This is a genomic window from Sphingomonas sp. Leaf339 (assembly GCF_001426195.1).
Lineage (GTDB): Bacteria > Pseudomonadota > Alphaproteobacteria > Sphingomonadales > Sphingomonadaceae > Sphingomonas.
In genome coordinates this window covers 269,298-275,696 of the sequence record NZ_LMRS01000045.1, presented here as the reverse complement: position 1 = coordinate 275,696, position 6,399 = coordinate 269,298, and the positions used below count along the sequence as shown (strand labels likewise).

At 63.9% G+C, this 6,399-nt stretch carries 5 protein-coding genes and 2 pseudogenes; 2 read left to right on the top strand and 5 right to left on the bottom strand.

The features are described 5' to 3' along the window. Window positions 1–66: 66 nt before the first annotated feature. Window positions 67–504: pseudogene (locus tag ASG67_RS15445) on the top strand (IS5 family transposase); the annotation flags it as partial. Between the two features lie 51 nt (window positions 505–555). Then, window positions 556–667, top strand: a pseudogene (locus ASG67_RS19015) (IS5/IS1182 family transposase); the annotation flags it as partial. Between the two features lie 84 nt (window positions 668–751). Here the strand turns inward: ASG67_RS19015 and ASG67_RS15440 are convergent. From ASG67_RS15440 to ASG67_RS15420, 5 genes are all read right to left on the bottom strand, one after another. Next, window positions 752–2,110, bottom strand: a complete 1,359-nt coding sequence (locus ASG67_RS15440; protein ID WP_056531909.1) for a sensor histidine kinase — start codon at window positions 2,108–2,110, stop codon at window positions 752–754. A gap of 1 nt (window position 2,111) precedes the next feature. After that, entirely contained in the window at window positions 2,112–2,789 is a 678-nt protein-coding gene (locus ASG67_RS15435) for a response regulator transcription factor (protein WP_056531907.1), read from the bottom strand. Window positions 2,790–2,854: 65 nt separating this feature from the next. Beyond that, window positions 2,855–4,072, bottom strand: coding sequence for a trypsin-like peptidase domain-containing protein (locus tag ASG67_RS15430; RefSeq protein ID WP_056531905.1), 1,218 nt, complete (start codon window positions 4,070–4,072; stop codon window positions 2,855–2,857). Window positions 4,073–4,197: 125 nt separating this feature from the next. Continuing rightward, window positions 4,198–5,259, bottom strand: coding sequence for an AI-2E family transporter (locus ASG67_RS15425; RefSeq protein WP_056531903.1), 1,062 nt, complete (start codon window positions 5,257–5,259; stop codon window positions 4,198–4,200). Next, window positions 5,256–6,122, bottom strand: coding sequence for a YihY/virulence factor BrkB family protein (locus tag ASG67_RS15420; RefSeq protein WP_162244370.1), 867 nt, complete (start codon window positions 6,120–6,122; stop codon window positions 5,256–5,258). Before ASG67_RS15420 ends, ASG67_RS15425 begins: the two co-directional genes overlap by 4 nt. Window positions 6,123–6,399 lie beyond the last annotated feature (277 nt).

Genomic DNA, 6,399 nt, shown 5'->3' with positions numbered 1-6,399 from the left:
ACCTTCGCTCCTTCCTCAAACGACCTGCTGTCGTAGGATGACAACGATTCGGATAAGGGGCGAGCCATCCATAAAGGGGATCTCGGCCGCCTGATCGGACGCACCAAAGGCGGCATGAACACCAAGCTCCATGCCGTCGCCGACGGGAACGGCCGCCCCCTGAGCTTCTTCATGACCGCCGGGCAGATAAGCGACTATACCGGCGCGGCAGCGCTGCTGGACGACCTGCCAAAAGCGCAGTGGCTGCTCGGCGACCGCGGCTACGACGCCGATTGGTTCAGGGACGCTCTCCAGGCCAAGGGCATCCAACCCTGCATCCCGGGCCGGCGGTCACGCAACGAGCCGGTCAGATACGACAAGCGCCGCTACCGGCGCCGCAGCCGCATCGAGATCATGTTCGGCCGCCTCAAGGACTGGCGGCGTGTTGCCACCCGCTACGATCGCTGCCCAACGGCCTTCTTTTCCGCCGTTGCTCTCGCTGCCACCGTCATCTTCTGGCTGTAATCAACGAGTCCTGACCCTAGAGCCCCGTATGTCATCTGGAACGGCATCGGNCATGTTCGGCCGCCTCAAGGACTGGCGGCGTGTTGCCACCCGCTACGATCGCTGCCCAACGGCCTTCTTTTCCGCCGTTGCTCTCGCTGCCACCGTCATCTTCTGGCTGTAATCAACGAGTCCTGACCCTAGAGCCCGTCACGTTCGTGCTGACCACAATGATCAGCGGGATGCAATCGGCGAGATGCCTTGACGATCAAGCGACATCAGCGCCGGGGAAATGGACGGTGACGATTAACCCCGGCCGATTATCCTCCAGTAGAATGCGGGCACCGTGGACGCGTGCGGCAACTTGCGCAATGCTCAGCCCCAGACCGCTGCCATCCGTTTGCCGGCTCGTGTCGAGCCGGACGAAGCGGGTCAGGACACGTTCGCGCTGGTCGACGGGGATGCCTGGTCCGGTATCCGCCACGCGTAACCGGATGCCGTCACTCTCCTGCGACAGCGACACCGTGACCAAACCGTCCGTGGGCGTGTACTTGAGCGCATTGTCGATGAGGTTCGCGACCAATTGCGCAAGGAGCGATCGAACGCCGCTGATGATCGCCGGCGTCACGGTGACGGTGAATGTGATCCCGCGATCATCGGCAACCGGATCGAACAACTCGCCGGCTTCGCGGACGATCGCCGCCAGATCGACCGGAGCAAACTCGCTAGTCACCGTCGTCTCAGCGCGAGCGAGGCGCAGCGTGTCGTCGATCGTCCGAAGCAAAGCGTCCAGATCGTCGCGGATGTCCGCCGATACGCCATCGGCATCCCCCTGCATCGTCGCAAGTTCGATGCGCGACCGGATGCGGGTCAATGGCGTCTTGAGGTCGTGCGCCAGCGCGTCGGTCGCCGTTCGCAGCGAATCGACCAGACGTTCTATCTCGGCAAAACCGTGGTTCAGCGTTGCGGCCAGCCGGTCATACTCGTCGCCGCGCCCGGTCACCGGCAGGCGTTCGTCCAGATGCCCCGCCCGAAATCGATCCCCGGCCGTGCTGGCCGCATCGAGGAAGGCGAGGCCGCGCCGGCTGTACCACAACCCGAAAAGCAGGCCGACCGCGCCCGTCGCCAGCAGTGACCAGATCAGCGCCGATATATAGCGATCGTGAAGCAAACGGCGATCGTCCGACAGACTACCCACCAGCAGGCGATAATCGTCCCCCAGCAACACCGTTCGCGCGGCCACCTGTCGTTCGATCGTGGTGCCGCGCGTCGTCGCTATCCGGGTATCGAACAAGCGATATCCCGTGCGATCGATCTCGCCCGGCCAAGCGGCGAGGTTGCCTGCGATCGGCCGTCCGGCCACGTCGGTCATCAGGTAGATGAAATCCGTCACGCGCGGACGACCGACCGCGCGGGACACCGCCTGCGCGACGGCGACCGGCCCATCCCCCTGATAGCGTTCGACCAGACCGGCCATCTCGTCGTCGACGCTCGCCTGCGCACGGGCATCGAGCAGGCGGACCGTCTGCACATACTGGACGGTCAGCGCGGTTCCGGTCGCCAGGAGTGCGATCAGTGTGATCCACAATGCTCCGCGCAGGGCCGCGATCGACGGCAGACGCGGCATGTCAGTCGGCGTCCAGCCGATAGCCGGCGCCGCGTATCGTGCGGATCATCGAAGGCTCGCCGGGGCCATCGATCTTTGCGCGCAGGCGGCTGACATGGACGTCGACGATGTTGGTGCCGGGGTCGAAGCTGTAGTCCCAGATCGCCTCGATCAGCATCGTCCGGGTTACCACCTGCCCGGCATGGCGGGTCAGATACTCTAACAACTGGAATTCCTTGTTGAGCAGTTCGATCCGGCGGCCGTTGCGCATGGCCGTGCGGGCAAGCAAATCGAGCTTCAACGAACCCGTCTGGCGAACCGCCTCCGTAATATTCTCATCGCCACGCCGGCGCGAGATCGCCTCGATCCGCGCCATGAGCTCGCCGAACGAGAACGGCTTGGCCAGATAATCGTCGCCACCCGCACGCAAGCCGGCAATGCGGTCATCGACCTGCCCCAGAGCGGAAAGAACGAGAACGGGAGTCCGATTCCCCTGCGCACGCAGCGACTTCAATACGGACAATCCATCGAGCCCCGGCAGATTGCGATCGAGAATGATCGCATCATAGCGACCGACAATCGCGGCTGTCAGGCCATCGACACCGGTCGCGGCATGATCGGTCGCGTGGCCCAGCTCCGCCAAGCCTCGGCAAACATAATCCGCGGTCTGCGCGTCATCTTCGATCAACAAGAGCTTCAAGGCAGGGGTGTTCCATCGGGGTTTCCGGGAAGCGGACGCGCGTGCCGCTTCCCGGTTCCATCGGTTCACGACCGGGCGGAAGCCTCGCCCGCAATACGCAGGTCGAGCGAGACCGCACGGCCATCGCGGATGACCTGTGTCGGAATGCTCGACCCGATCCGGGCCTCTGCCACGGCGCGTGCGAGGTCGCGTCCGTTGTCGATCGACCTGGAACCGAATCGGCGAACGACGTCGCCACGCTGTATGCCGGATCGAGCGGCAGAGCCTTCGTCCTCCACCTCCGCGATCAAGGCACCCTTGGCGGCATTCAGGCCCATCGCGCCGGCGATCTCCGGCGTCACGTCCTGCAATGCAACACCGATCCGGCCGCGCGAGACGTGGCCGGTCTGGGCAATCTGGAGCGCGACCTGACGTGCCATCTTGGCGGGAATGGCAAAGCCGATGCCGACATTGCCACCGCTGGGCGAGAAGATCGCAGTGTTGACGCCAACCACCCGGCCGCTGCCATCGAACAGCGGGCCGCCCGAATTGCCGCTGTTGATCGCGGCATCGACCTGGAGGAAATCGTCATACGGCCCCGCCCCGATTTCGCGCCCGCGCGCGGAGACGATTCCCGACGTCACCGTGTTGCCGAGACCGAACGGGCTGCCGACCGCGAACACGCTGTCGCCGACCCGGATATGATCGCTGTCGCCCCATTTGATCGCGGTGAACTTGCCCTTCCCCTCGATCCGCACGACCGCGACATCGATCTTGGGATCGCGACCGAGGACGCGGCCCGGAAATTCCTGTCCGTCCGACATCTGGACGGTGACCCGGTCGGCACCTTCGACGACGTGGTTGTTGGTGATGACCAGTCCGGAAGCATCGACGATGAACCCGGACCCCAGCGCACCGCGTTGCGGCTCCTGCTGCTGTTCCGGCTGCCCGGACCGGTCGCTGCCGTCCGGCACGGCGAACCCGAACAATTGGCCAAGCCGGTCGGACAGATCGCTGTCGTCCGATCCGAACTGCATCGGCGTCGCCTGCTGAGCCGCGGCGGATTGCGGCTTGACCTGAATTTGGACGACGCTCGGCCCGACCGCCTCGACCATGTCGGACAGAGAGGCGTGAACGCCCGTGGAGGTAACGGCGGCGGGCCCGGGCGCCATGAACCGCCCGACAACCCCGTCATGACTCTGATCGGCGGCGATCGCGCCGCCAGCGACACCGGCGATCGCGGTGACGCCAAGGGTCGCCGCGGCGATCATGGGACGGACGGTCAGACGACGGTTGGCTGCCATGGTAGAGATCCTTGTCTTGGGGCTGTGATTGCCTCCTTTCTGGATCACCGCCGTGAAGGCCGCCTGTGACGAACATTACATCGATGCAATCTTCGACCGCCACACGTCCAGCCCAACGGTTGGGATCAGCCTGATGCCCCCGACGACGCCTGATCCGGAAGGTAAAGCTGGTCGAGCAGCACCTTCACGATCGCCACCATCGGCAGTGCAAGCGCGAGACCCCACAGGCCAAAGACCACACCCAGCAGGATTTGTGCCGCAAACAGGGTAGCGGGCGGCACCGACAACGCCTGCCGTTGAATGAACGGGGTCAGGATGTAGCTCTCCAGCGTCTGCACCAGCACGTAGAGACCGACCGCATATAACGCCATCTCGATCCCGCCGGTCAGGGCGACCGCGACAATGACGATGCCTGCGACGATCGGGCCGATATTAGGAATGAAGGCAAGCAATCCCGCTTGTATCGCCAGCAGGAACGCTGCGGGCACGCCGATGACCGTCAAGCCTGCCCAGGTAACCGCGAAGATCACCGACATCGTCGTCAGCTGACCCGTCAGCCAGCGTCGCAGCGTCTCGCCCATGTCGTCAAGCGTGGCAGCGGCGGTTCCAACATGGCGTCGGGGAATGAAACGCAAAATGCCGGATCTATAGGCACCCGGCTGTGCAGCGATGAAAAGTCCGAGAAAGATCACGACCAGTGCGTTGCCGAGATACCCAAGCACGACCGAGACGAGACCCAGCACCCGACTGGCGATCGATCCATCGCCAGGCAACAGCGCCGCCGGGTTCGAGAAGATCGTCCCGGCACGGTCGCTTTCCTCCGCCTTGGGCGCGACCATGCCGACGGGAACGCCACTGTCGCGCAGCCAGCTCTGCGCCGCCTTCATCTGGCGATCCAGAAGTGCCCCGACATTGGTCGATTCCTGCGTCAGACGCACACCGCCGACCGCCACGACGCTGCCCAGCGCACCGAACAGCAGCACGCAAACGATCGCCAGTCGGATCGAATGCCCAAGCGGCAGAACCTTTCCCAGCAGCCGGTTCATCGCATCAAGGAAGATGCCGAACAATATACCGGCCAGAATCAGCAACAGCGTTGCCGATGCAAACCAGGCCAGCGCCATGAACGCGGCCGCGGCAAGGACGACGATACCGGCCAATACGAACGTTCGGATCGGCGATGTCATGCGTCATTCTCCTGTGATGACAAGGTTCCCGCCTCAACCCGGTCGGCGGCTGTCGCACCGCGCTGGCCGAGCGGCTTCGGCGCACCGGTGGTGGTGTCCATTGCGGTCTGAAGTTCAAGCTCGACGTTCAGGCGCGCGCCGAGCAGAAGCGCGACGGACGACAGGAACATCCACACCTGCAGCACGACGACCGCCGCCAGCGACCCATAGGCGGCGTCATAGCGTGCGAAGTTGGCGACATAGATGCCAAAGCCATAGGTTGCGGCGAGCCATAATATGGTCGCGGCCAGCGCACCCGGCAGGCACCATGACCAGCGCGCGTCTTCCCGCGCGGGGGCAAATCGATAGATCAGCATAAAACCGATCCCCGCTGCTGCCGCCATCAAACACCAGAATCCGATCCGGATAGTGTTCCACAGCAACGGCGTTCCATTGGGCAGGATATTTTCGACATAACCGAGCAGCGCGATCCCGCAGAGCGCGATCAACAGGAACAAGCCCCCGGACAATGCTATCGCCGCCGCGACCGCCCAACGCTTGAGGAACCGTGGCCGCCGCCGCTGGTGATAGACAAGGTTCATCGCCGCCATGACCGATCGCGCGAAGAGCGACGCGGTATACAGCGTGATCAGCACGGTCGATGCAGCGCCGATCAGATCGCGCTGGCGGGACCCCATGCCGTGGGTCAGTCGCTCCGTCAGTAACACCTGACCGCCGGCCGGCACAATTTCGATCAACGACGCCATGTCGTGGGCGACCTGCGCCGGATCGGCGACCATCCCATAGATCAAGGCGATTGCGACGACGGTAGGAACGAGCGTCAGGAACGCATGATAGGCGATGCCCGACGCCAGCAGCGTCAAATGCTCGTCAAAGGTTTTCCGCCGCGTTCGCACTAGTACGTCCAGCCAGCCAGCGACCGGTATCTTCCATGGGCATGAAGCATCTTTGCCACGCGACGGCGCATCACGAATAGCGACCCACGATCCGCGCAGCGTTCGGATCCATCCCATCAGGATGCGCAAAAGTACCGTTTGATGGGAAAAAAGCGGTGAGCGTTCATCCCCGCATGACATCCCTCGAGCGGTTGGGTTCCCAAACGGCGGTGCAGTTTCTTTCGCTGGCTGACGGGTCAGCGCT

What these genes read in the sequence shown, in the direction of transcription:
- ASG67_RS15430 (WP_056531905.1), bottom strand. Translation starts at nt 4,072, where the DNA reads ATGGCAGCCAACCGTCGTCTGACCGTCCGTCCCATGATCGCCGCGGCG.
- ASG67_RS15425 (WP_056531903.1), bottom strand. Translation starts at nt 5,259, where the DNA reads ATGACATCGCCGATCCGAACGTTCGTATTGGCCGGTATCGTCGTCCTT.
- ASG67_RS15440 (WP_056531909.1), bottom strand. Translation starts at nt 2,110, where the DNA reads ATGCCGCGTCTGCCGTCGATCGCGGCCCTGCGCGGAGCATTGTGGATC.